At 58.0% G+C, this 21,949-nt stretch carries 26 protein-coding genes; 7 read left to right on the top strand and 19 right to left on the bottom strand.

Translation table 11 applies throughout. From position 1 onward, the window contains the following. Window positions 1-5: 5 nt before the first annotated feature. From flgH to AC2FH9_RS16310, 8 genes are read right to left on the bottom strand one after another with little or no spacing between them, the layout of a single operon-like run. Window positions 6-737 (bottom strand): flagellar basal body L-ring protein FlgH, encoded by a 732-nt coding sequence (flgH, locus tag AC2FH9_RS16345; protein ID WP_496750501.1) that lies wholly within the window; start codon window positions 735-737, stop codon window positions 6-8. Further along, window positions 737-1,153, bottom strand: a complete 417-nt coding sequence (flgA, locus tag AC2FH9_RS16340; protein ID WP_496697358.1) for a flagellar basal body P-ring formation chaperone FlgA — start codon at window positions 1,151-1,153, stop codon at window positions 737-739. The genes flgH and flgA overlap by 1 nt, the downstream gene beginning before the upstream one ends. Next, window positions 1,153-1,938 (bottom strand): flagellar basal-body rod protein FlgG, encoded by a 786-nt coding sequence (gene flgG, locus AC2FH9_RS16335; protein ID WP_496750505.1) that lies wholly within the window; start codon window positions 1,936-1,938, stop codon window positions 1,153-1,155. The genes flgA and flgG overlap by 1 nt, the downstream gene beginning before the upstream one ends. A 21-nt stretch (window positions 1,939-1,959) precedes the next feature. After that, window positions 1,960-2,670 (bottom strand): flagellar hook-basal body complex protein, encoded by a 711-nt coding sequence (locus AC2FH9_RS16330; RefSeq protein ID WP_271950829.1) that lies wholly within the window; start codon window positions 2,668-2,670, stop codon window positions 1,960-1,962. Continuing rightward, a complete protein-coding gene (locus AC2FH9_RS16325) occupies window positions 2,670-2,942 on the bottom strand; it encodes a flagellar biosynthetic protein FliQ (RefSeq protein WP_142638323.1) in 273 nt (90 codons plus the stop codon). The genes AC2FH9_RS16330 and AC2FH9_RS16325 overlap by 1 nt, the downstream gene beginning before the upstream one ends. Before the next feature lie 3 nt (window positions 2,943-2,945). Continuing rightward, on the bottom strand, window positions 2,946-3,236 hold the full coding sequence (gene fliE, locus AC2FH9_RS16320; RefSeq protein ID WP_496872241.1) for a flagellar hook-basal body complex protein FliE: 291 nt from the start codon (window positions 3,234-3,236) through the stop codon (window positions 2,946-2,948). 11 nt (window positions 3,237-3,247) lie between these two features. Further along, a complete protein-coding gene (gene flgC, locus AC2FH9_RS16315) occupies window positions 3,248-3,634 on the bottom strand; it encodes a flagellar basal body rod protein FlgC (protein ID WP_496729191.1) in 387 nt (128 codons plus the stop codon). Window positions 3,635-3,647: 13 nt separating this feature from the next. Continuing rightward, window positions 3,648-4,034, bottom strand: coding sequence for a FlgB family protein (locus AC2FH9_RS16310; RefSeq protein WP_496689863.1), 387 nt, complete (start codon window positions 4,032-4,034; stop codon window positions 3,648-3,650). An 87-nt stretch (window positions 4,035-4,121) separates the two neighbouring features. On the opposite strand from AC2FH9_RS16310, the gene AC2FH9_RS16305 reads away from it, so the two are divergent. The 6 genes from AC2FH9_RS16305 (at window position 4,122) to AC2FH9_RS16280 (ending at window position 11,364) form a co-directional block, all read left to right on the top strand. Then, on the top strand, window positions 4,122-5,459 hold the full coding sequence (locus tag AC2FH9_RS16305; RefSeq protein WP_496872239.1) for a FliI/YscN family ATPase: 1,338 nt from the start codon (window positions 4,122-4,124) through the stop codon (window positions 5,457-5,459). Window positions 5,460-5,544: 85 nt separating this feature from the next. Continuing rightward, window positions 5,545-6,384 carry a flagellar motor protein MotB gene (locus AC2FH9_RS16300; protein WP_496697349.1) on the top strand — a complete coding sequence of 280 codons (840 nt, stop codon included), beginning with the start codon at window positions 5,545-5,547 and terminating at the stop codon, window positions 6,382-6,384. A gap of 98 nt (window positions 6,385-6,482) precedes the next feature. Continuing rightward, window positions 6,483-7,778 carry a flagellar hook protein FlgE gene (locus AC2FH9_RS16295; RefSeq protein WP_496692706.1) on the top strand — a complete coding sequence of 432 codons (1,296 nt, stop codon included), beginning with the start codon at window positions 6,483-6,485 and terminating at the stop codon, window positions 7,776-7,778. 33 nt (window positions 7,779-7,811) lie between these two features. Continuing rightward, entirely contained in the window at window positions 7,812-9,263 is a 1,452-nt protein-coding gene (gene flgK / locus AC2FH9_RS16290; protein ID WP_496872238.1) for a flagellar hook-associated protein FlgK, read from the top strand. After that, window positions 9,263-10,273 (top strand): flagellin, encoded by a 1,011-nt coding sequence (locus AC2FH9_RS16285; RefSeq protein ID WP_496697346.1) that lies wholly within the window; start codon window positions 9,263-9,265, stop codon window positions 10,271-10,273. The genes flgK and AC2FH9_RS16285 overlap by 1 nt, the downstream gene beginning before the upstream one ends. After that, complete coding sequence (locus AC2FH9_RS16280; protein ID WP_496697345.1) at window positions 10,270-11,364, top strand: flagellar basal body P-ring protein FlgI; 1,095 nt, start codon at window positions 10,270-10,272, stop codon at window positions 11,362-11,364. Before AC2FH9_RS16285 ends, AC2FH9_RS16280 begins: the two co-directional genes overlap by 4 nt. A 52-nt stretch (window positions 11,365-11,416) precedes the next feature. On the opposite strand, the gene AC2FH9_RS16275 is transcribed toward AC2FH9_RS16280, so the two are convergent. The 9 genes from AC2FH9_RS16275 to AC2FH9_RS16235 are packed head-to-tail and all read right to left on the bottom strand — an operon-like array spanning window position 11,417 to window position 18,713. Then, the gene (locus AC2FH9_RS16275) at window positions 11,417-12,061 is read right to left on the bottom strand and encodes a DUF1523 family protein (protein WP_496689870.1); all 645 of its coding nucleotides are present in this window, start codon (window positions 12,059-12,061) and stop codon (window positions 11,417-11,419) included. A gap of 10 nt (window positions 12,062-12,071) precedes the next feature. Beyond that, the gene (locus AC2FH9_RS16270) at window positions 12,072-12,338 is read right to left on the bottom strand and encodes a hypothetical protein (protein WP_142638342.1); all 267 of its coding nucleotides are present in this window, start codon (window positions 12,336-12,338) and stop codon (window positions 12,072-12,074) included. Between the two features lies 1 nt (window position 12,339). Continuing rightward, complete coding sequence (locus AC2FH9_RS16265; protein ID WP_496697343.1) at window positions 12,340-13,677, bottom strand: DUF6638 family protein; 1,338 nt, start codon at window positions 13,675-13,677, stop codon at window positions 12,340-12,342. Between the two features lie 55 nt (window positions 13,678-13,732). After that, the gene (locus tag AC2FH9_RS16260) at window positions 13,733-14,101 is read right to left on the bottom strand and encodes a hypothetical protein (protein WP_496697341.1); all 369 of its coding nucleotides are present in this window, start codon (window positions 14,099-14,101) and stop codon (window positions 13,733-13,735) included. Further along, on the bottom strand, window positions 14,098-16,029 hold the full coding sequence (locus AC2FH9_RS16255; RefSeq protein WP_496872237.1) for an AAA family ATPase: 1,932 nt from the start codon (window positions 16,027-16,029) through the stop codon (window positions 14,098-14,100). Before AC2FH9_RS16255 ends, AC2FH9_RS16260 begins: the two co-directional genes overlap by 4 nt. Window positions 16,030-16,051: 22 nt before the next feature. Next, window positions 16,052-17,176 carry a hypothetical protein gene (locus AC2FH9_RS16250; protein ID WP_496872236.1) on the bottom strand — a complete coding sequence of 375 codons (1,125 nt, stop codon included), beginning with the start codon at window positions 17,174-17,176 and terminating at the stop codon, window positions 16,052-16,054. Next, window positions 17,169-17,441, bottom strand: coding sequence for a hypothetical protein (locus tag AC2FH9_RS16245; protein ID WP_282022195.1), 273 nt, complete (start codon window positions 17,439-17,441; stop codon window positions 17,169-17,171). The genes AC2FH9_RS16250 and AC2FH9_RS16245 overlap by 8 nt, the downstream gene beginning before the upstream one ends. Next, window positions 17,434-17,631, bottom strand: a complete 198-nt coding sequence (locus tag AC2FH9_RS16240) for a hypothetical protein (RefSeq protein ID WP_496703776.1) — start codon at window positions 17,629-17,631, stop codon at window positions 17,434-17,436. The genes AC2FH9_RS16245 and AC2FH9_RS16240 overlap by 8 nt, the downstream gene beginning before the upstream one ends. Before the next feature lie 2 nt (window positions 17,632-17,633). Beyond that, window positions 17,634-18,713, bottom strand: a complete 1,080-nt coding sequence (locus AC2FH9_RS16235) for a hypothetical protein (RefSeq protein WP_496872234.1) — start codon at window positions 18,711-18,713, stop codon at window positions 17,634-17,636. 258 nt (window positions 18,714-18,971) lie between these two features. Between AC2FH9_RS16235 and AC2FH9_RS16230 the strand changes: the two genes are divergently transcribed. Beyond that, window positions 18,972-20,447, top strand: coding sequence for an NAD-dependent succinate-semialdehyde dehydrogenase (locus AC2FH9_RS16230; RefSeq protein WP_496872232.1), 1,476 nt, complete (start codon window positions 18,972-18,974; stop codon window positions 20,445-20,447). A 122-nt stretch (window positions 20,448-20,569) separates the two neighbouring features. On the opposite strand, the gene AC2FH9_RS16225 is transcribed toward AC2FH9_RS16230, so the two are convergent. Both AC2FH9_RS16225 and AC2FH9_RS16220 read right to left on the bottom strand, forming a co-directional pair. Beyond that, on the bottom strand, window positions 20,570-21,037 hold the full coding sequence (locus tag AC2FH9_RS16225; RefSeq protein WP_496750520.1) for an Hsp20 family protein: 468 nt from the start codon (window positions 21,035-21,037) through the stop codon (window positions 20,570-20,572). Window positions 21,038-21,159: 122 nt separating this feature from the next. Beyond that, window positions 21,160-21,933 (bottom strand): trypsin-like serine peptidase, encoded by a 774-nt coding sequence (locus AC2FH9_RS16220; RefSeq protein WP_496750522.1) that lies wholly within the window; start codon window positions 21,931-21,933, stop codon window positions 21,160-21,162. Window positions 21,934-21,949 lie beyond the last annotated feature (16 nt).

Genomic DNA, 21,949 nt, shown 5'->3' with positions numbered 1-21,949 from the left:
CGACCTCAGAACGGCAAAACTGTATCAAGGACCTGCTGGCCGTAACGGGGCTGCTGCACATCCATGATCTGACCGCGGCCACCATAAGATACGCGCGCCGAAGCAATCTTGTCATAGGTGATTTCATTTTTCCGCGAGATATCCTGTGGCCTCACATATCCCGTGACCAATAGCTCTCGGAGTTCGAAATTCACGCGCAGCTCCTGCGAGCCTGATATGGCCAGCACACCATTCGGCAAGGCGTCGATGACGGTCGCGGCGACTCTAAGTGTCAGCTTTTCCTTACGCTTGACCGAGCCCTTGCCTTTACTGACCGAGGATGAGTCGATCCCGACAGCTTCGTCCAGCGTCGCCCCATCGGGCAGCCGTTCCAATGCGCGCTGCGGCAGGCCGAACAGCTCTGGAACCTCAAGGCTTTCGGACCCGCTGCGCGAGCGGTTCGTATCGTTGGAAATCTCGGCTTTCTCGTCCAGCTCGATCACAACTGTCAGGATATCGCCCTTTTTGATCGCGCGCTGATCACCCAAAAGCGATTGCTGCCCCCCGCTCCACAGCGATGACCGATCCACATTGCGTTGCGGCTGCGTGTGCAACGGTAAACCCGGCCACAGCATGGCGACATGTTCAGCAGATTCGTCCGCGGGTGTGAAACTTGGTGGCTTTCCCAAATGATCTATGCGGCCGCAGGCGGTCAGAGCCAGACTTGCCATCATCAACAGTTTTAGTTTTCCGGACATCATTTTACCTCGATTTGACCGTCTGGTCGGATAAAGCCAACGACGGTAGTGCGGGACGACAGATTCATGACGCGAATACGATCACCGACAGCCCCACGCCCAAGGGCACGGCCCTCGGCTGTGATCGAAAGGGGCTGGCGGTCAAAGACCAGAACCACCAGATCATTGCGGTCCACCAATGCGGGCGGTCCAACATCGGCAGCGCGCACCGGACGTCCGGGGTAGAGCGCGATGCGCGTTTCCTGACCGATCAGATCATCGGGGTTTGTAACCGCTCCGGGGACAACCTGATCTTTGATCTCAAGATCGGCAGCCGAGATCACCTCTTTGGCGCGGATGGTCCGGATCGGCACCACAATTTCAGCCAGGGCGCAAAGCGGGCTGATCGTCATCAGCGCTATGAACAGGGCACGCATCACCGTACCTGCGTTGTAGCGCCCATCATCTGATCGACGGCCGAGATGACTTTGGCGTTCATCTCATACCCCCGCTGGGCCTCGATCAGTTCAGTGACTTCGCGCACCGCATCGACCGAGCTGTCCTCGAGATATCCCTGCCGCAGGGTGCCCATCCCACCCTCACCCGGAGTGCCGATGACAGGCGCGCCCGAGGCTTCGGTTTCTTTGAACAGGTTGCTGCCGATCGCCTCCAACCCCTTCGCATTGGAGAAACTGGCCAGGGTAAATTCACCCAGCAGCTGCCCCTCGGCGGCATCGTCGAAATAGGCATAGACCTCACCCGATGCGTTGATCGAAATCGACCTTGCATCGTCCGGAATCGTGATCTCAGGCGCGACGGCGAAACCGTCTGAGGTAACGATCAACCCCTCTGCCGAGCGCTTCAGGCTGCCGTCGCGGGTAAAGCCGGACTGACCGCTGGGCAACGTCACCTCAAGATAGCCGCGCCCTTCGATTGCGACATCCAAATCGCTGCCAGTGGCCGCCAACGCACCCTGTGCCAGCTGCACGGTGACCGCAGCCGGGCGCACCCCCAGACCCAGTTGGATACCTGTGGGCAAGACGGTGCCGTCATTGGCATTCACCGTCCCTGCGCGCGCCATTTGTTGATAGTGCAGGTCTGCAAACTCGGCGCGGCGCGCGTTGTAGCCTGTGGTATTCATATTCGCCAGGTTGTTCGAGATCGTCTCGACCCGCATCTGCTGCGCGGTCATGCCTGTCGCTGCGATTTTCAGTGCCCGCATATCAATTCCTCCGTTATCAAATCAGCGCATCAGCGCCTTAAGCGCCCCACGCACACGTTCGTCTTCGGTTTCAAGAAAACTCTGCCCCAACTCATAGGCGCGCTGGATTTCGATCATCCGGGTGACCTGTTCGATCGCGTTCACGTTCGATCCTTCGAGGAATCGGTGCACAATGACCGGCTCCTCCACGGGTTCAATCGCTGCATCTGACCGAAATTGCGTGCTGCCCTCGCGCACCAGGCTCGTGGGATCAGCAACGCGGTAGACGCCGATCTGTCCCAGAACCTGCCCTTCGATACTGAGCGTGCCGTCGCTGCCGACATCAATCGACGCGGCATCCGGCGGAATGAAAACAGGGGCGCCGTTGCTGTCCAGAACCCGGTACCCATCCATGGTAACCAGATCACCCTCGGCACTGGGTGAAAACGCACCCGCCCGTGTCAGCCGGTTGCCGCTTGGGGTTTCGATCATGAAAAACCCGTCGCCTTCGATGGCGAAATCAAATTGCCCGCCGGTTTCGGTCAGAACGCCTTGTTGCAACGAGGTATTGCGTGCCTCTGCCCGCGCCATGGACAAGGACGGATTGCCCGGCGAGGCTTTCACGAACTCGGAAAACACCAAGCCCTGCTGGCGGTACCCCGTGGTATTGGCGTTGGCGATATTGTTCGCCACCAGCCGCATTTCATTCATCAGCCCCGATTGGCGGGATAAGGTGGTATATGAGGTATCCATCAGCGGCCTCCGGCGATCAGTGGGATGAGGGTTGAGGTGAAGAACGTCACCAGCGTCTGGGTCATGAACCCCATCGAAATCCAGAAAACGATCACGATGGCGATAAGCTTTGGCACGAAGGTCAGCGTCATTTCCTGCACCGAGGTCAGCGCCTGGAACAGACCCACAACCAGACCCGAGACCAGTGCCACCGCCAGGATCGGGACGGATGTGATCACCGCAACCCACAATGCCTGGCGGACGATGTCATAATAGAGACCTTCGCTGAGCATCGATCAGACCGGCATCCGCAGGATTTCCTGATAGGCCTCGACCACTTTGTTGCGCACGATGACGGCGGTTTCGACGGCCAGTTCGGTCTGCGCCAACGCCTGAACCAGCGCGTGCGGATCGGCCTGGCCGGTCATCGCCGCGCCGGACATCTGCTCGGACTGTTTCAATGTTGCGGCAAAGTCCTGAAAGGTTGAGCGCAACCCCTGTGCCATTCCGGCAAGGTCGGAGTCGGGCTGTGTAGCGGGCCGCGCTACGGCATAGCTCTGCGCGGCGGTCAGGGATCGGATATCCATTCTGGTGTCCTTTATTTTCTGAGAAGTTCCATAAGGCTCGACGACATTTGTCGTGTCTGGTCGAACATCTTGAGATTGGCTTCGTAGCTGCGCTGCGCTTCACGCGCGTCAGCGATTTCGATCATCAAATCTACATTGGACCCGCGATAATGGCCGGTCTCATCGGCCAACGCATGGCCGGGGTCATAGATGCGCGATAGGTCGCGACGATCAAGCTTAACGCGCCCGGTCTCGACCATTTGCGCACCATCTTTGCTGACCGCTTCAAACGGCACGGTTTTGCGCCGATATCCCGGCGTATCCGCATTCGAGATGTTTTCGGAGACGTGCCGCAAACGGGCCGCCTGCGCGCGCAGGGCGCTGGTCGAGGCGGAAAGGGAATTGGAAAAATCGCTCATCTCTCAGCCCTCCTCACCCGCGACCAAGGCTGGTACGCAGGATGCCAATCGAGGATTTATAGATCGCCAACGCGCGGTCATGTTGACGCTTGACCTCGACCGCTTTGAGCATTTCTTCCTCAAGAGAAACACCATTTCCGTTGGGATCGCCCGAGGGCGCGGCATCGAACTCGGCCCAGGGTTGGGCTGCGGCGGCGCCGTTCAGATGCCCGGCCCGCGTGGCGGCCATCGCAACCTCATGCCCGGAATTTTCGAAAGCTTTCTGAAAGGTCTCGATATCGCGGGGCTGATAACCCGGCGTATCCGCATTTGCCATGTTTCGCGCAATGACAGACTGCCGTTGCCCGGCATGGGTTGCCATTGCGTACGCTGTCTTAAAGACGTTCAGGTCAGAGAACATCGGGGCTTCTCCCTCGATCAATTTCAATCAAGGCTTAACCCCGATTCCTTTAGAAACCGTTTTCAGAAACCCGTTGGAGAACCCACGATGACCAATCTCGACCCGATGCTTCTGAAATGCGAATTCGACCGTCTGTCCGCCATGCGCCATATGGGCCGCGTGGCCAGTGTTGGGCGCGGCGTCATAGAAATAGAGGGGTTGGAGTACGTTGCCCGCATCGGCGACAACCTGACCCTGCGGCGGCGCAGCGGCCCTGATCTGGCGGGTGAAGTTCTGCATGTCGAATCGGATCTGATCCACATGTTACCCGCCGCTGCACCCGATGGGGTTTGCTTGGGTGATCGGGTGATTCTAAATCAGACACCGGCATTTTCCCCCGGACTGCACTGGCTGGGCCGGGTCGTTGATCCCTTCGGCAAACCGCTGGACGGCAAGCCGTTGCTGTCGGGCACTCAGGAACGAGACATCCTGCAAAGCCCTCCACCTGCCGTTGCCCGCAAACCGCTGGGCGCGCGGATGGAAACCGGGCTGAGCATCATGAACACCATGTTGCCTGTGGTGCAGGGGCAGCGCATCGGCCTGTTCGCCGGATCGGGGGTCGGCAAGTCGACCCTGCTGGCGACGCTGGCGCGGTCGATGCAGGCAGACGCGGTTGTCGTCGCTCTGGTCGGAGAGCGGGGGCGTGAGGTCAATGAATTCGTCGAACATGCGCTTGGGGCCGAGGGGTTGGCACGATCCGTGGTTGTGGCGGCAACTTCGGATCAGTCGGCGCTGGCCCGAAGGCGCTGTGCATGGTCAGCGCTGTCGGTCGCGGAATTCCTGCGGGACCAAGGGCTCAACGTCCTGTTTCTGGCCGATTCGGTCACCCGCTTTGCCGAGGCGCACCGCGAAATTGCCGTTGCGATGGGTGAGGCCCCCTCTCTGCGCGGGTTCCCACCTTCGGTCACGCCCTTGATCGCAGGCCTGTGCGAACGAACCGGGCCGGGCACCGCCGATCAGGGTGATATCACCGCAGTCTTCAGCGTTCTGGTTGCGGGCTCGGACATGGATGAACCGATAGCGGACATTCTGCGTGGCGTTCTGGACGGGCATATCGTCCTGAGCCGCGAAATCGCTGAGCGCGGCCGTTTCCCCGCCATTGACCTCAGCCGGTCAGTTTCACGCAGCCTGCCGGGGGCTGCCTCCGAGGCGGAAAACCGGATGATCTCGGAAACCCGCAAGCTGGTTGGCAGTTACGAGCAATCCGAGGTTATGATCAAAGCCGGGCTTTATGCCGAAGGGGCAGACCCGTTATTGGATCAGGCAGTCCGGGTTCATGACGAGCTTGATGCCTTTTTCGGCAAGGCCGAGCCGGACGGAATCAGCAACAGTTTCAAACACCTGCAACTGATTCTGCGCCGTGCCGGGGCAGCATTACCGCAGTGAGGAATTCAAGACAGTTTTAAGTGTTAAGCCCACCTTAAGACCTGCCCGGCTACCCCTGTAACTGGGTGATAAAAAGGTGGTGGAGATGGGTGCGCAATCCAATGTGGCGCCAATCATCATCAAGAAGAAACGTGTGTCAGGTGGCGATGGTCACCATGGTGGCGCGTGGAAAGTCGCATATGCCGACTTTGTCACAGCCATGATGGCGTTCTTCATGTTGATGTGGCTGCTGAATGCAACAACGGAACAACAACGCAAAGGGCTTGCGGATTATTTCTCGCCGACCATTCCCATAAACCCGGTTTCGGGTGGCGGCGATGGGGCCTTTGGCGGCAATAACATGTTCTCTGAGGAAACTCTGGTCATGGACGGGACCGGCGCCAGCAAACGCAGCCCGACGCCCGCGCGACAAGCGCGTGGATCGGTTGGCGTCAGCTCGGACGGTGGCGGAAAAGAAACGGTCGAAGACTTTTCCTCACTGGAATCAGAGCTTATGGGGCGAACCGGCGAAAGCATGGTGTCCGACAAGGTCCTCAAACATATCGTCACCCGCGTGACGGATGAGGGTCTGGTGGTCGAACTCTTCGCCACCAAGGATCAACCTCTGTTCGAATCAGGGACGAACCAACCAACCAATATGCTGCGTGCTCTGACATTGTTGGTGGCCCGATCCTCTGATCTGGTGACAAATGACATGGCGGTCGGAGGGCATGTCGGTTCCTCGCCGGTGGTTCTGGCCAAAAACCCGGCCTGGGATTTGTCTACCTCGCGCGCTCAGCAAGTTCGCCAAATGCTGCAGGACAAGGGTGTTGCGCCGCTCAGGTTGGACCGCGTAACCGGTCATGCTGATCGAAAATTATCGGATGAAAACCCGATGGCCGCACGCAACAACAGGATCGAGATTATCTTTCTGCGCGGCACCTGAGAATAAAAGGATAGACGGCATTTTACCTGTTAGCGCGCTGTTAAGGCCCAGCGCGTTAGCTGTTGCATCAAGATTTGACGCAACAGAAGGGCGTGCCAATGACAATTTCCTCTTCGCTGAACGCTGGCGTGGCCGCATTGAAGGCCAACGCAAACCGGCTGGCGACGATCTCGGACAATATCGCGAATTCATCAACCTTCGGGTATAAACGGGTGGAAACTGATTTCCATTCTATGGTCACCTCCGGCCAGGGCGGCAGCTATTCCGCTGGGGGCGTTCGCACCACCAGCCAACGCCTGATCGACCAGCGCGGTTCGCTGGTGACAACCAACAACTCCACCGACCTTGCGGTGCGTGGGCGCGGCATGATGCCTGTACGACCAAGTTCTCAGATCGCGGCCGGTTCGAATGAGATGTTGCTGACCACGACAGGGTCGTTCCGCACCAATGAAGAAGGATATCTGGTCACCGAATCAGGGCTTGTTCTGCTGGGTTGGCGTGCGAATGCGGATGGAACCATCCCTGCGGTTCCGCGTGACACGCCAGCTGCGCTTGAACCCATTCAGCTCAGTGTTAATCAACTGTCGGGCGCGCCCACGACGCAGATGAATCTGCGCATGAACCTGCCCGCAACCGCTACGGATGCGGGTTCCCCTGGCGACATGCAACCCTTGTCCGTTGAATATTTCGACAATCTGGGAAAATCCGAAAGCGTTGATATCGAACTCATCCCTACAGTGCCGGCCACCGGCAGCAGTAACGAATGGACGATGATCATGCGCGATTCAGCCTCGGGCGGCGCCATTATCGGTGAATACACCCTGACCTTCACCGATAGCCGAACTGCGGGTGGCACGCTGGCCAGCGTAACTGCGGTCACCGGCGGTGCATATGACCCAGCAACCGGCAGCGTTGTGGTGAACGTGGCCGGCGGCCCGATGGAGATCAATATAGGGGAAATCGGGGATGCCGACGGAATCACGCAGCTGTCCGATACATTTGCACCAGTTTCGATCACGCGCGACGGTTCGGCGGTCGGCACCATGACCAGCGTTCAAGTTGACGAAAACGGGTATGTTTATGCGTTCTACGATACCGGCGTCAGCCGACGCATGTACCAGATCCCATTGGCGGATGTTCCGAACCCAAATGGACTGACCGCGCTGGACAGCCAGACCTATGCACCATCCCGGGAAAGCGGGACGTTCTTTCTGTGGAATGCGGGGGACGGGCCAACCGGCGACCTGGTTTCTTTTGCGCGCGAAGAATCCACTACCGATGTGGCGACCGAGCTGACCTCGATGATCCAGACACAGCGGGCTTACTCTTCCAGCGCAAAGGTTATCCAAACGGTGGATGAGATGCTTCAGGAAACAACCAATATCAAACGCTGATCAGGGTATTGATTCAGGAAAGGGACCTGCAGAATGAATATGTCCACAGCATTGAACAACGCGTTGGGCGGCCTGACCGCCGCCAGTCGCGGTGCGGCGGTTGTGTCCGAAAATATCGCAAACGCATTGACGCCCGGCTACGCGCGCAGGTCACTGGAACTGGCAACCAACACGATTTCCGGTCACGGCGTGCGTACCGTAGGTGTCATTCGTCATCAGGATCCCGTCCTCACGTCCAACCGTCGGGCCACGGATGCCGATCTGGCCTTTCACACCGCCATTTCGGACTTTCACACAAGGTTGGAATCTTTGGTAGGGTCCGCCGATGATCCCGCATCGCTTTCGGTTCGGCTGGCTGATTTCGACAGCAGCCTGTTAACAGCGGCAAGCCTGCCGGATTCCAGTGAACGACTGGACCAGGTCGCGCGCACGGCTCAGGATCTGGCACGCGGTCTGAACGCAGCCTCTGAAGGGTTGCGTCAGATGCGATCCAACGCGGACCGGTCCATCGGCAAACAGGTCGACACCCTGAATCAGACCCTCAAGGATATTGAAGAGCTGAATGCCAAGATCCCGGCCATTAAGTATTCCGGCGCCGATATTGGTGGGCTACTGGATCAACGACAGGTCCTGATTGATCAGGTCAACGAACTGGTTCCTGTAAATGTGATTCAAAGGGACAATGATCAGGTCTCGCTTTATTCTGATGGCGGCTTGATATTGCTGGAAAACACTGCGGCCGAGTTCTCCTTTTCGACAACCGGCGACACCAAGCCCCATATGACCCTAGCAAACGGGTTGTTGTCCGGGCTTGAGATGAACGGAAACCCTGTCCGTACCAGTGGCGATTTCGCCCAAATTCGCGGCGGTGCCTTGATGGCCCAATTCCAGATTCGGGATGAAATCGCGGTTGAGGCTCAGGTCGATCTGGATGCCGTTGCGCGCGATCTTATCGAAAGGTTCGAAACGCCGGGGCTGGATCCGACCGCGCTGGCCACTGATCCGGGCGTTTTCACCGATGATGGCAGCCGGTTTGATCCGGCATCGGTGACGGGATTGGCCTCGCGCATCAGCTTGAACGCAATCGTCGACCCGGACGCCGGAGGAGACAGCTGGAAACTTCGCGCCGGGCTGGGTGCGACCGCCCCCGGCAGCGCCGGAGATGCCAGCCAGCTGCGCGTCTTCAGCTCAACTCTGAACGACGAACGCCCTGTTGCCGGCGCTGTTTTCGGGGCCGGAAACATGCGCGCCGCAGACATCTCCGAGGCGTTGCTGTCACGGATTGGGTCGGACGCACATGTGGCCGATGGGCGGCGGGTGTTTGCAAACAGCGCCAATCTGGAAATGACGGCCATTGAGGCCGAACAGGGCGTCGATACCGATCAGGAATTGCAGCGGCTAATGCAAATCGAACAAGCCTATGCGGCAAATGCCAGACTGGTTTCGGTCGTCGATGAACTTATGGACACGTTGTTGAGGCTGTGATGATGAATGTAACCTCTATGGGCGACCTCGCGCGCGGATTGACCCTGAAATCGCGGGCGACTGATATCAAAAATCAGATCGAAACCCTGTCTTATGAGATGTCTTCAGGCAAAGTGCAGGATGTCTCCGGCCATCTGGACGGGGATTATTCCTATCTTCTGGATATGGATCGCAACCTGTCGCGCCTGGATGCCTTTCAGGTAGCCACAGCCGAAGCCGGTCTGTTCACCGACGCCATGCAGCTTAGCCTGACGACGGTCAACGACGCGGTGGGGCGCCTGACGTCATCCTTACTGGCATATGGGACCTCCAATCAGGCGGTCACGCATGAGCATGCCTCTGTCCAGGCCAGAAATGAGCTGGATACGGTCATGTCGGCATTGAACACCCGTGCGGGTGGCCGAAGCCTGTTTTCCGGCGTGGATACTGATGTGTCGCCTCTGGCATCTGCGGATACCTTGTTGACCGCGTTAGAGGCTGAGTTGACGGGGCTGACAACACTCACGGACATCACACAAGCTGCGGAAGACTGGTTCAATGATCCTGCGGGTTTCGATGCGGTTATCTATCAGGGTGCAGACACAACTCTGGCACCGATGAGCATTTCGGAGAATGAAAGTGTCTCTATTCCGATCACTGCGACCGATCCGACGCTCAAAGCCGCGTTGCGGGACATCGCCGTCGCCGCTCTGGTTTCGGACGATAATCTGGGACTGCCCAATGATCTGCGTACGTCCCTATTCACCCAGCTGGGGGTCGAGCTTGCCAATACGCAGGACGGCACAGTGAACCTGCGGGCGGATGTTGGTTCGGCGGAGGCCCGGATTGAACAAGCCGCCACGCGCAACGCGGCGGCGCGTACCAGCCTGGATTACAGCCGAAACTCTCTGATCGCCGCGGACCCGTATCAAACCGCAGCGCAACTGCAGACTGTCCAATTTCAATTGGAAAGCCTGTATTCTGTCACCGTTCGCAACGCGAACCTATCGTTGGTGAATTTCCTGAGATGAGATTACTTGCCATTCTCCTGATCCTGCTTCCGAGCCTGTCTTTTGCCGGGGCAGTCCGCTTGAAGGACCTTGTCGATTTTGACGGGGTACGCGGCAATGACCTTGTTGGCTATGGTCTTGTGGTCGGATTGAATGGAACCGGCGATGGGCTCAGGAATTCTCCGTTCACCGAAGAGATCATGTCCAATATTCTGGAACGGCTTGGTGTGAACGTGAATGGTGAGGATTTTCGCCCCAAGAACGTCGCCGCTGTTCTTGTGACGGCCAGCCTACCCCCCTTTTCGCGGGTTGGTGGACAGATCGACGTCACCGTTTCGGCAATCGGCGATTCCAAAAGCTTGCTGGGCGGGACGCTTATCATGACACCGCTGAATGCGGCAGATGGTCAGATCTATGCGGTGGCGCAGGGGACGGTCCTTGCCGGTGGCGCCGTTGCCGAAGGCGATGCGGCTTCGGTCACTCAAGGGGTTCCGACATCCGGCGTGATCCCCTCCGGGGCACGGGTCGAACGTGAAATCGACTTTGAGCTTTCCGATCTGACCCAAATGCGCCTGGCCCTGCGTGAACCGGATTTCACAACCGCCGGTCGGATCGAGCAGGCAATCAATACCGAATTCAACCGAGCCGTAGCGATCATGCGCGATTCCGGGACGGTCGAACTGAATATTGCAGCGACACAGGCGATCTCGACCGCGCATGCGCTTGGGCGCATTGAAAATATCCTAGTAGAGCCAGAAACAAAGGCGCGAGTAGTAGTCGATCAGCGTTCGGGCACGATTGTCATGGGTCAGGAAGTGCGGATCTCACGCGTGGCAGTCTCGCAGGGCAACCTGACACTGACGGTCGAAGAGGCCCCTATCGCGGTTCAGCCAAACCCGTTCGCACGAGGCGAAACCGTCGTGGTTCCGCGTACCGTAGCCGGTATCGAAGAAGAGGAAGGCACCGGTTTGGCGGAAATTCCCGAGGCCACGACCTTGTCCGAAGTCGTCGCAGGGCTAAACGCTTTGGGTGTCTCACCCCGCGACATGATCGACATCCTGAAAACGATCAAAGCGGCCGGAGCATTACACGCCGAGTTCATCGTTCGATGAAGGGCTATCCCGGCGGTAGGCGCACAGCCCCAAGACCCGCCGGGAATTCACGTCACTTTGATTTCCAACTGTCCAACCATTTGCGGAATCGGTTGCGATGCTCACCGATGGCGTCGCCGGTTGCATACAACCCATCCTCGACACTCTCGATCATCGGATCGATCCGCGCCTGGCGGAACCTGCGCCAGCGCACCCAGATTGCCCAGACAATCGCAAAGAAGACCGTCAGGAAGACGATGTTGAACCAAGGGATCAGACGCGCATCCGGACCATCGACATGTTTGATAAAGACAGCGTTGGGAAAGATCGACATGAACTCATTCCGCCAGCCATAATGCGTCACGGCAACCCAGTCCGGGTCGTTTTTGTCCGAGATCGCGTCATTGGCTTCGGTATACAAATTGGCAGTGTCGAATTTGAAATAGGGCGGCCAACCCCAGCTGGTATCTTCGTTGCGATACACAATCGGTTTGCCATTGGCACGTACGGCCTGAATGAACTGTACATCCCGGTTCGACAGACTGGCCGACTGATCATCGGGCTCGGACCAGAAGATCCGGGTCCAGTCGTTCAGGTCCTGCCGTTCTTCATAGGTGTTGACGATCCGAACCACATCCCGTTGCGGCAGAGAATACTGAAGGATTACGGCGACCGTTCCCCAGAAAATCAGAATGAATGCCCATTTCAAATAGGCCATGCTTTACCTCTCACATGTAGTTCACAATGTAGATCAGCGACCCGATCGCTACCCAAGGCACAACATAGACACCCAGGATCAATTTGCGCCGGAACGAATTGTCATAGACGTGCAGCCCCCGTGCGACAAAGGCTGCCTTGTCTCCGGTTTTGCCCTTTTCGTCCCACCAATGCTCTAGCCTGCGGCGACGCACACTGCGTGAATACAGCGATAGGGCAAAATAGGCCACGGTCTGGATGACCAGCAGGATCAGAAACAGGCGCATCGCTCCGAACATTTCAATCCTTTCCTAATGCGCCCCAGGGCCCAACGCGGGCGATAACAGTTTCGCTGATCCTGTCTCGACCGCTCATATCCGGCTCATGTCCGAACAGGGCAGCGCGGGCACCCGCCTTGTCCACCTGATACTCACGCGCGAGGAAATCAGCAACATAGGCCTTCTTGGCCTCGGACCAGGATTTGTAGGTGCTATAGAACAGCTCTTTGTGGCAGATGAACATCTGGCGCGGGTCCAGTGGGGCCAATTCGGCCAGCAGCATGTTCACCAGATCACGGTTCGGCGTATCGGCGGCCCGTAGCGTATAGAAATACGCCGAATGATCCGAGGTGATCCGGGGCCACCGCCCGCCATCCGTCGCCCAACGCAATAGCTGCGCCAGCCCATGATAGGCCTCTGGCAACCGATCCGCGTGGGTGCGCGCCAGCCGACGCATATCACTGCGGTTCAGGCCAGTCAGATCGACCCCGGCATCAGCGGCCGCGTCGACGGTCAAGAAGTCCATCTTTTGCTGCAGGATCGCAGCAGCATCCACGCCGCGCGCCTTGACGATGGGTTCGACCAGGTCGTTATAGTCCAGAAACTTGGCGATCTGGTTCCGCTGCGACGGGTCAAACGTGTATTTGATGTTCAGATCGTCGGGCTTTTCGCCCATGCAGATCGCCGCCGGGTGATCCATGTCTGGAAACAGATACAGCCCGCCGAAATGCGCGGTCCAGAAATTACGCTGTTCAAAGGCAGTGTGGCGCAGGTGGACCGGGTTGCGGGTGACGTCGCCGGTTTCCTTGGCCGTCTCAATCATCTTGGCGATCAGCACGTCGTCGAACCAGGCATCCTCTTCCGTTTTGAACTGCTCAACCATGCCCGCCAGTTGCTGAGCCTTGCGTAGGGTGCCGCCAGCAGTGTCCGCCTCAATCTCGATCTTCTGGATGTTGAACAGGTCACGCGGGGTGCTGAGTTTGATGACCGAGTTCACCAGCTCTCCGGCCACCGCATCGGTGGCGGTCAGGGCAAACAGCTGCGCCTCGTTCATCTCGATAAATTCCCGCAGAATATCGCGCGAGGTCGAGAATTTGACGTTCAGCAAAGGCGCGCGTTTCTGCTCGGTCGTCAGCAGAATGAACTGCCGGTTGACCCCGTTGGGGTTGAGGTAGAGCTCGTCCTCCAGCTCAATCCCCACCTCTGGCGAGTAGCCGGAGATATCGACATGGAAATCCGTCAGTTCCGTGGTCTTGCCCGCCAGATGCTGCAACGCGCGGTTATACCGCTCGACCAGAGCCGGGCTGGAGATGTGGACGAGATTGCCAAACATCAGGCCTTTTTCGATGAGGCGGATCATGAAGCGAGCCTTTGTTCAGTTGGCAACCATTCGATTGATGACAGATAGAAATCCATCATGATGCAGCGCTGTTTTCAACGAAAGCCACTTTAAGCCTTCGTACCAAACCAAAAAAAGTCACTGGAATCCAAATAAGTATCGCCCAAACGGACCAACCGAATTTTTCCAGAATCGGACAAGGTAAGCCGCTTGTGAGGGGGTCGCCACAAGTTTCCGAGACAGCGAAACCCGTTGCATAAAGAAGAGCGATAACCGTCAATACAGACATTAGCGAGATCGTGATCACGACATCGACTACCAATGCCAAAAGAATATGTAGTCTTTCGAGCGGCTTGAGCCAAAAGAGAGACACGCAAATATAGCTCAATAGAGAAAGTACTAATAAAGCAACGAAGTAGGGTAAGAAAAAGCTCCAAAAGCTCACACCTTCCCCTCCAGATACCGCCGCTTGGCCTCTTCCATCCGGCCCATCTCGCGGACGGCGTTTTCGATGGCGACCTCGTCGCTCTTATCGGCATAGCGGAACTCGCTGTCGGCGTAGCGGTTGATCTCTTGGATCACCATTTCCACCGTGATCGGCTGGCGCAGATCCTCGATCATCGCCTTCTTGGTGTCGTAGTCGCGGAACAGGAACAGGTCGGGGTTTTCCATCCATTCGTCGGGCAACTCAAAGTCCATCGCGCGGACCTTGACCGCGTCGGTGATGTTCTTGATCGCGCGGCCGGTAAAGCGCTCGTCCGCCTGTTGGATCGCCTTCAGATACGCCCCCATCTTGGCAATCGTATCCATCTGGCCGATCTGTCCCTGAACCCGGTCATAGACCTGCAGCAGAGCATCCTCATGCGGGCGGGAATGGCTTTCGAAACTGGCGGCGACGGCCTTTTTGATTTCCTGCGCGGCATAGGCTTCGTGCTCGCCCAGCGGGATGTCGTGGTTGCGGCCCATCAGCAGGTGCAGGATGTCGATGTAGTCCTCACGCGTTTGCGGCCCGTCCACCAGGAACCGCGCGCCGGCCCGCTGACGCAGGGCGTCGTCCACATTCTCGGGGTAGTTCGAGAACATGCCAAAGGTGCAGTTGCCGCGCACAACGGTATTGGCGCCCGCAAAGCTCTCCATCAGCACGGCGGTGATTTCCAGCTGCCCGGCTGACGACTGCCGGTCGCCGCGTTTGCCCGCCAGCTGGTCGATGTCGTCGATGGTGCCAAAACCGATGACCGAGGGGTCGATGATCGTGTTGATAAAGGCCTTGGCGTTCTGGCCGGATTTGCCCTGATAGCTGTCGATATTGTCGGTGCTCAGGTTCTGATAGCGGAACGGATAACCCGCGTTGTGGCAATAGTCGTTGATCAGCCCGGCCATCATCTGGATCAGGGTGGTCTTGCCGGTGCCCGGTTTACCGTCGCCCATGAAGGTAAAGATGAACCCGCCAAGCTCGGCAAATGGGTTCAGGCGGCGGTCGAAATCATAGGCCATCACCATCTTGGCCAGCTTCATCGCCTGATACTTGGCGATATGGTTGCCGACCACCTCGTTCGGTTTCTTGAACGTCATGGTCAGGGTGGTGGATTTGGCTTTGGACGCTGGCTCAAACCCTCGGATCGTCAGATCATCAGCCTCTATATGCCAGGCGGCGTTCTGGAATGGGGCCAGATGGCCGGCGGATTGGGCGCGTAGGGCAGCCTTGTCCATCAGTTGCTCGGCATAGGCGCTGGTGGCCGCGATCAAATGCGCATCATCGGGCGCGTGTTTGGCGAGGGTTTGGTCCAGCTCCCACAGCGCGCCGTGCAGGGCAAGCTGGCCGTTGTCGGTCAGAACTTCTTCGATTTCCCCGACATCAACTGTGGTCTCGCCCAGATGTGAGGACATCAAATAGGCCAGTGCATTGCCGAAACTGTGCGAGGTGATCAGCGCCTCGGCCGTCAGCAGTTCCGAGAATTCTGTCTTGCGTGCGGCGGGCAGATCCCCCGCCAGGTTCGCGCGTTTGAGATCAGCCAGCGGGGTCTGTTCGGCATAGGCTTCAGACACCGCCAGAGCGATGGCGATAGCGCGACGAATGGCCTGCTGCGTGGTGGCCTGCGGGGGTGAAACCAGCGTATCGCCGTCATCTGACGCCTCGATCCGTTCCACCAGATGCACCCCGTCAGCCCGCACGGTCCGCCGTGTCACCAAACCTGGCGTGGTGGACCGAAACCGCCGACCTGTGGAGACGCCCGGCGACCTCTCAACCGCGGCCTCAACTGCTTTGGCAATCCGCGGCGCGTGCTCGAACCCGTTCAGCAAGGCAGTGGCCGCAGTGTAGTGCTTGCGAATATCGTCTTCGCGCAATTCCATCTGGTCTGACGTCAAACTCATCTCAAAATCGCCTTTACTGTCTTCAATATCTCAACACCTGCCCGGTCTTGCTGACGACGAACTTGCGCACGTCACCAAAACCCGGCGGGTTGCGCTCGGCCAGTACCTGGAACGGGCGTTGTGGCAGAATGATCGAGCGCTCGGTTTGCGTCGCCCCGGTCTCGGCCCCCTGCCCGCCGAATGGGTCCAGCGCAAAGACCTCGCGGTCTACGGTCCCGAACCAGCCTGAGCGTTCTTGAATCACATCCTCGCTTCGCAGCGCTTCAGTGGTCCAGGCCAAGGCCCAATCCTGACCCGCAGGGGATTTCGCATCCTCCAGCACCTGCCGCAGCGGGCCGGATTGCTCGGTAAAGGCCGAGGAATACATTGGCCCCACATGAATGCGGCGCAGGTGTTTGGGATGCAGGTCGTCGAAATCCTGATCAAAGCCTTTGGCGATGGTCACCAGTTTCAGACCACCCAAGGATTGCGCCATCAGATGCGCCTGCACTTCCGGCCAGCGGCGTTGATCTTTGGGCAGGGCCGTGCGCCCCGAATCCTCCAACTCCATCAGGTAGATGACCGGCAGGTTGATCTGGCTGTCGTACACGGCCCAGTGGATCAGGAACCTGCGCCGCTCGCCCTCATTGCCAATCCAGTGACATTCGGGATCATTACGGGCCCAGAACAGCTCACCCTTCAGCAATTCCTCGTAATAGAGCCTTTGGGACAGTGCGAATTGCAGCTTGGTCGGGATCTCCCGGTCGCTGATGATGGTGCGAACCATATCGGTTTTCAGCTCATCCTCGGACGGCATGTTCGCCAGATGCACCTGCGCCTGCTGCGCGTCATTGGCCATGGTCAGCAGCTCGGCCGCCACTGGAAAGCCGCTGTCGCGCTTGTCCATGGCGAGGCTGCCAAAGAACCGCCCCGTATCGCGCCCGACCAGCAGGTATTTCATGCTGAGCGCACGGAAGGTATAGAGCAGCCCCGAGAGATAGCGCGACACAATGCGCACCTCTTGTTTGGAAATCGCGCCCTCAGCCTCCATCGTCGCGGCCACGCGCAGGAGGTGAACGGTGATCACCTCAAATTTGCGGAAATAGCGACGCGAGGCGAACGTGTCGGTCAGGCCGACGTGGTCTTGGGTGGGGTTAAGGTCACTCATTCACGTTTGCCTGCGATTGACGCTTCTGTTTTCTTAATAGAACGAGAGCCCACATTACGGCCACGACGCCCGCCAGCATACTGGGAGTGCCAAGCAAAAACGCCAAATGGTAGGATACACGAGCTATGAACATTCCAAAGCTGCCCTGTGCAAACAAAAGCCCGGACAAAAACGCCGCCAAAATAGGCCAAAAAATCATCGCTATACCGAACCAGAGTATTCTGAAGCCGACGACCTTGGGTCTTTGTTGAATTTGTTCAGTCAACGGTTCCGTTCCACAAACGATGAGCCGAATGAGAAAGGCTGGCGACCACAAGAACGACGGCCACCCATCCAAACGGTCCGCCTAGAACGGCGTACATCACTGAGAACACAAGCCAGAAACTGCCGAGAACGATCCACCAAAACCAGTTCTCTGGAGCCACCAGAAATGTAAAAAGCTCCAGCAGTTCCAAGATCAACCCCCATACAAATTCTTATCATGCTTCTCGACAATCGAGGAGAACCGGCGGGCAAAGCGTTCGTCCGCCTTGGCCTTTTTCTCCAGCACGTCGCGGGCAAAGACCATGTGGTCCTCATGCGCCTCGAGCATGTCGGCCATCTTCTGGTTGGTCGCGGTGCCGATCGAGGCCATGGCGGTTTGCGCCTCTTGGTCGGTCTGCACGCCGATCTCGTTGATGCGGTGGGCGACGTCCTGCTGCTGCGCGGTTTTCAGCGATTTAGTCAGGGCGTCATACAGTACCACGCGCTGTTGGGTGTCTGTCTGCAGCTTGTTGATCAACACCATCTGTGTCGCCGCCTGGTTCTGCAGGGAATCGACCCAAGTCTTGCCTTTTTCGATGTACCGCTCAAGCGTTTGGGACTTGGCCAGCTTGACCTGCTCTTCCTGAACCTTGGCGTTGTATTGCTTGTTCAGCTCGGCCAGCTCGGTTTCCAGCTGGGTGCGCGCGGCGGCGTCCTGTTCGACGCTGATCTTGTTCTCCAGCGTGATGATCGTCGGGTCCATGCCCTGAATTTCAGTGCGAAGCGCTTCCAGCTCGGCCACGGTGGCCTCGCGGTCATCCAGCGTTCCGGTCAGGTTGTTTTCAACCTTCACGCGCTGTTCTTCCAGCACCGACAGCTGCCCTTCCAGCAGCTTCACGATCACGTCGGATTTGGCGATCAGGTCCTGCAGCTTGTCGTCAATACTGGCTGTGCGCATCCGCTCCTGCCGCATCGATTCAGATTTACCCTTCGAGAAGATGCCAACAAACGTTTCCCACCCGGATTTTGAGCGCATCTCGTCAAAATCCTTAGAGAATGCGCTGGTGACGTCATCCAGACCCATGATCAGCTCGGCGATATTGGCGTTCATGACTTCGGTATGGGCGTGCACATCTTCCAAAGTGGCGTTCTCGATATCGATATCCGCCTCGGCCGTGCCAATCTTGGCCCGTGCAGCCTCAATCCGCGAGGTCAGCCCTTGGATCTGCGACTGGCTTTCGCGCACTTTCGTCTGTGTTTCTTCAATCAACGCTTCGAATTGCTGGTTCGACATCTCTGCTGTCCCCTGTTTTCTTTATTTACCCAATAAGATAGGGAATGTTATGTTCATTTACATCCCCTTGATCCCTCAAATCACCGAGACTTTTACAATTTCGTATCGAAAAAGATAGGCCACGCAGGCGAGATATCTGCACTCTGCAACGATGAATTTGATCAAATCTGGATTGATCCTGCCCGCCGAGTGGACATAGACAAATGCGACGCCACCTGTTTGGGTGCGCGCAAACCCTTTTCTGCCGGAGTCCGACCCATGCTGGATACTACGACCGACCTGAAATCCATTCTGAAAAACCCCGATCTGCTGGTGACCAAGGCCTATATCGGCGGCCAGTGGGTCGATGGTGACAATGGGACGTTTTCCGTCACCAACCCAGCGCGGGGCGATGTGATCGCCGAGGTCGCCGATCTGAGCCGTGCACAGGTTGCAGGTGCCATCGCTCAGGCTGAGGCCGCGCAAAAGGAATGGGCCAAGCTGACCGGCAAGGAACGCGCCGTGATCCTGCGCCGCTGGTACGATCTGATGATGGAAAACGCCGAGGATCTGGGCAAGATTCTGACCGCCGAACAGGGCAAGCCGCTGGCCGAAGCCGTGGGTGAGATCGGCTATGGTGCCTCGTTCATCGAGTTTTTCGGCGAAGAGGCCAAGCGCATCTATGGCGAGACTATTCCAGGTCATCAGCGCGACAAACGCATCATGGTGCTGAAACAGCCCATCGGCGTTGCGGCCTCGATCACGCCGTGGAACTTTCCCAACGCGATGATCACCCGTAAGGCCGGGCCAGCGCTGGCCGCCGGGTGTGCCTTTGTCGCCCGCCCTGCCGCCGAGACTCCCTTGTCCGCGCTGGTTCTGGGCGCATTGGCCGAACAGGCGGGCATTCCGGCTGGTGTATTCAACGTCGTGCCCTCATCCCGCGCCAGCGAGATCGGCAAGGAGTTCTGCGAGAACCCCGGCGTGCGCAAGCTGACCTTTACCGGCTCGACCGAGGTGGGGCGCATCCTGCTGCGGCAGGCCTCGGAACAAGTGATGAAATGCTCGATGGAGCTGGGCGGCAACGCGCCGTTCATCGTGTTTGACGATGCCGATCTGGATGCCGCCGTCGAAGGCGCGATGATGTGCAAGTTCCGCAATAACGGCCAGACCTGTGTCTGCGCCAACCGCATCTATGTGCAGGCCGGTGTCTATGACGCGTTTGCTGCCAAGTTGAAGGCCGCGGTCGAGGCTCTGAACGTCGGCGACGGCCTGAACGAAGGCATCACCACCGGACCGCTGATCAATGATGACGCCGTTGCCAAGGTGCAAGAACACATCAAAGACGTAACCGACAAAGGCGGCGCGATCCTGACCGGTGGCCTGCCGCACGATCTGGGCGGCACCTTCTTTGAGCCGACCATTGTCACCGGTGTGACGCAGGACATGCTAGTGGCGCAGGACGAAACCTTTGGCCCGCTGGCACCGCTGTTCAAGTTCGAGGATGAAGACGACGTGATCGCCATGGCCAATGATACGATCTTTGGTCTGGCCTCGTATTTCTATGCCAAAGATCTCAGCCGCGTTTACAAAGTGGCCGAGGCGCTGGAATACGGGATCGTTGGCGTGAACACAGGCATCATCTCAACCGAGTTAGGCCCGTTCGGCGGCGTCAAACAATCCGGCTTGGGCCGCGAAGGCAGCCATCATGGCATGGAAGACTATCTGGAGATGAAATACATCTGCCTGTCGGTCTGATCCGCCCAAACCTTCGCTGTACAGCTGGCCGTAAAGGCAACGCCCCGCGTCTGGAGGAACGCGGGGCGCATGGTGCGGTAATCCAGAGAGGAACGATTACCGCGGCGTGGTGACTGACTGCCTCAGTTTACGGCTTTGGCGTCAACCACATCCTTTTCGATGGCCTTGCTGGACGAAATCTCGATCCGGCGGGCTTTCAGGGCTTCGGGCACTTCGCGCTTGAGATCGATATTCAGCATGCCGTTCTCATGGCTGGCACCGGTGACACGAACGTGGTCGGCAAGGGCAAAACGGCGCTCGAACGCGCGGGTGGCGATACCGCGGTGCAGATAGCTGCGATCTTTGTCTTCCGCAGTTTTCTTACCGGCGACGACCAACGAATTCTCTTTCACTTCGACCGAAAGATCGGCCTCGGAAAAACCGGCAACAGCAACCGAGATACGATAGGTGTCGGCATCGGTTTTTTCGATGTTGTAGGGCGGATAGCTGGGTTGAGCCACATCATTGGTCAGAACGCGATCCATCATGTCAGCGATCTGGTCAAAACCTACGGTGGCGCGGTGCAGCGGTGCAAAGTCAAATGTACGCATATGTCGTATCCTCATGTTTGAGCGATGAACGTAATGCCCTCCGATCGGACGGGCGTTCGATTATCTCAGGCCCCGTTTGCGGCGACCCGATACATTTGACATGGGAAACGTTCTGGCCGAGTTCAACCCCCTCCGGAGCTGATGAATTTCGCACCGGTATCCGACTTGCCTGATCCCACCTGCAATCGCTTTATTGTCGCCTTTGGTTTAGGGGCATCCCGGCGCAGAGTCGCCTTCAGATCGGCCACAATTTCCTGCAATTCCATACCGAATCCCACTTTCTGCCGACCATCCGTACCAACTGCAGAGACTACTGAAAGTATTTGCCAGCGCGGACCTTTTCGCGCCAACAGGGCCGAACCCGAGGACCCAAAGGTAATGTCGCAGTTGAATGTGATCAGGCCCTGAAAGCGCTGCAGGATTTTACAGGACCGTTCCCGCGTAATCGCATTCGATCGGCCCCGACCATACGATGCAAGACTGACCTCATCCCCCGCCACGCGCCCGTTATGCAACGCAAAGGGATCGGCCACGGAATAGGGGATCGGTTGATCCAGCCGCATCAACGCGACATCAACGCGCACGGCATCGGGCGACAGTTGAGCGAAACGTGTGTAATCCGGATGTGCCGCGATCTGCACCACCTTGCGATCTGCCAACGCAGTTCCGTCGCTTAGCCCTGCCCGAAAGGTTACCTGCCCCGGCCCATAGGGTTGACCGGTTCTTTTGTCCAAGGCGCAATGGGCCGCGGTCAGTACCAGATCCTGTGCGATCAACGTACCCGTACAAAACCCCTCGGCGCCGATATCCAGGCGGCCGACGGCCTCCCAGCCATATAGGTCATCGCGGTCGGTGAGTTTGCGTTTTGCACTTTGCGCCTGGGACATCGTTGTCATCATAGCCAGGCATAAA

It is taken from the genome of Ruegeria sp. CDSC081 (assembly GCF_059610485.1).
This window is presented reverse-complemented; position numbering and strand designations above follow the sequence as displayed.

Bases quoted from the DNA above. Each gene is read 5' to 3' on its own strand.
- flgH (WP_496750501.1), bottom strand. From the start codon at position 737: ATGTCCGGAAAACTAAAACTGTTGATGATGGCAAGTCTGGCTCTGACC.
- flgA (WP_496697358.1), bottom strand. From the start codon at position 1,153: ATGCGTGCCCTGTTCATAGCGCTGATGACGATCAGCCCGCTTTGCGCC.
- flgG (WP_496750505.1), bottom strand. From the start codon at position 1,938: ATGCGGGCACTGAAAATCGCAGCGACAGGCATGACCGCGCAGCAGATG.
- AC2FH9_RS16330 (WP_271950829.1), bottom strand. From the start codon at position 2,670: ATGGATACCTCATATACCACCTTATCCCGCCAATCGGGGCTGATGAAT.
- AC2FH9_RS16325 (WP_142638323.1), bottom strand. From the start codon at position 2,942: ATGCTCAGCGAAGGTCTCTATTATGACATCGTCCGCCAGGCATTGTGG.
- fliE (WP_496872241.1), bottom strand. From the start codon at position 3,236: ATGGATATCCGATCCCTGACCGCCGCGCAGAGCTATGCCGTAGCGCGG.
- flgC (WP_496729191.1), bottom strand. From the start codon at position 3,634: ATGAGCGATTTTTCCAATTCCCTTTCCGCCTCGACCAGCGCCCTGCGC.
- AC2FH9_RS16310 (WP_496689863.1), bottom strand. From the start codon at position 4,034: ATGTTCTCTGACCTGAACGTCTTTAAGACAGCGTACGCAATGGCAACC.
- AC2FH9_RS16305 (WP_496872239.1), top strand. From the start codon at position 4,122: ATGACCAATCTCGACCCGATGCTTCTGAAATGCGAATTCGACCGTCTG.
- AC2FH9_RS16300 (WP_496697349.1), top strand. From the start codon at position 5,545: ATGGGTGCGCAATCCAATGTGGCGCCAATCATCATCAAGAAGAAACGT.
- AC2FH9_RS16295 (WP_496692706.1), top strand. From the start codon at position 6,483: ATGACAATTTCCTCTTCGCTGAACGCTGGCGTGGCCGCATTGAAGGCC.
- flgK (WP_496872238.1), top strand. From the start codon at position 7,812: ATGAATATGTCCACAGCATTGAACAACGCGTTGGGCGGCCTGACCGCC.
- AC2FH9_RS16285 (WP_496697346.1), top strand. From the start codon at position 9,263: ATGATGAATGTAACCTCTATGGGCGACCTCGCGCGCGGATTGACCCTG.
- AC2FH9_RS16280 (WP_496697345.1), top strand. From the start codon at position 10,270: ATGAGATTACTTGCCATTCTCCTGATCCTGCTTCCGAGCCTGTCTTTT.
- AC2FH9_RS16275 (WP_496689870.1), bottom strand. From the start codon at position 12,061: ATGGCCTATTTGAAATGGGCATTCATTCTGATTTTCTGGGGAACGGTC.
- AC2FH9_RS16270 (WP_142638342.1), bottom strand. From the start codon at position 12,338: ATGTTCGGAGCGATGCGCCTGTTTCTGATCCTGCTGGTCATCCAGACC.
- AC2FH9_RS16265 (WP_496697343.1), bottom strand. From the start codon at position 13,677: ATGATCCGCCTCATCGAAAAAGGCCTGATGTTTGGCAATCTCGTCCAC.
- AC2FH9_RS16255 (WP_496872237.1), bottom strand. From the start codon at position 16,029: ATGAGTTTGACGTCAGACCAGATGGAATTGCGCGAAGACGATATTCGC.
- AC2FH9_RS16250 (WP_496872236.1), bottom strand. From the start codon at position 17,176: ATGAGTGACCTTAACCCCACCCAAGACCACGTCGGCCTGACCGACACG.
- AC2FH9_RS16235 (WP_496872234.1), bottom strand. From the start codon at position 18,713: ATGTCGAACCAGCAATTCGAAGCGTTGATTGAAGAAACACAGACGAAA.
- AC2FH9_RS16230 (WP_496872232.1), top strand. From the start codon at position 18,972: ATGCTGGATACTACGACCGACCTGAAATCCATTCTGAAAAACCCCGAT.
- AC2FH9_RS16225 (WP_496750520.1), bottom strand. From the start codon at position 21,037: ATGCGTACATTTGACTTTGCACCGCTGCACCGCGCCACCGTAGGTTTT.
- AC2FH9_RS16220 (WP_496750522.1), bottom strand. From the start codon at position 21,933: ATGACAACGATGTCCCAGGCGCAAAGTGCAAAACGCAAACTCACCGAC.